The sequence below is a fragment of the Pseudoalteromonas porphyrae genome, from assembly GCF_001298125.1.
Taxonomy (GTDB): Bacteria; Pseudomonadota; Gammaproteobacteria; order Enterobacterales; family Alteromonadaceae; genus Pseudoalteromonas; species Pseudoalteromonas neustonica.
Genome location: NZ_LHPH01000088.1, coordinates 1 through 632, shown reverse-complemented (window position 1 = coordinate 632; position 632 = coordinate 1). Strand labels below are relative to the sequence as shown.

Below are 632 nucleotides of genomic sequence, written 5' to 3'. Positions count from 1 at the left end.
CTATATTTTGCACTAACTTTTAATTAGTGCAAAAAACAAACAGGGTGTAATATGGCAATCGCAAGAAAGCGTCAAATAAGTTTGGTTGATACAAAATACTATCATTGTATTTCTCGCTGTGTACGCCAAGCATTTTTATGCGGTGAAGACTGTTTTACAGGGAAGTCTTATGAGCACCGCAGAGGGTGGGTTGAAGAGAAGCTACTGAGTCTAGCCAAGGTATTTTGTATTGATGTGTGTGCTTATGCGGTAATGAGTAATCACACGCACTTAGTGCTCTATGTTGATGATAAAAAAGCAAAGAGGCTGAATGATAAAGCCATTATTATCCGCTGGCATAAACTCTGTAAGGGCACTTTGCTTACTCAAAAATACATGCAAGGCAGATCCAACAAAGATGACACCCATCCTAAAGTTTGTATTTTCTATATTTTGCACTAACTTTTAATTAGTGCAAAAAACAAACAGGGTGTAATATGGCAATCGCAAGAAAGCGTCAAATAAGTTTGGTTGATACAAAATACTATCATTGTATTTCTCGCTGTGTACGCCAAGCATTTTTATGCGGTGAAGACTGTTTTACAGGGAAGTCTTATGAGCACCGCAGAGGGTGGGTTGAAGAGAAGCTACTG

The 632-nt window shown here is 38.4% G+C and carries 1 pseudogene; it reads left to right on the top strand.

Annotated elements, in window-relative coordinates:
* Positions 1–51: 51 nt before the first annotated feature.
* A pseudogene (locus ADS77_RS21300) lies at positions 52–384 on the top strand (Mobile element protein); the annotation flags it as partial.
* Between the last annotated feature and the right edge of the window lie 248 nt (positions 385–632).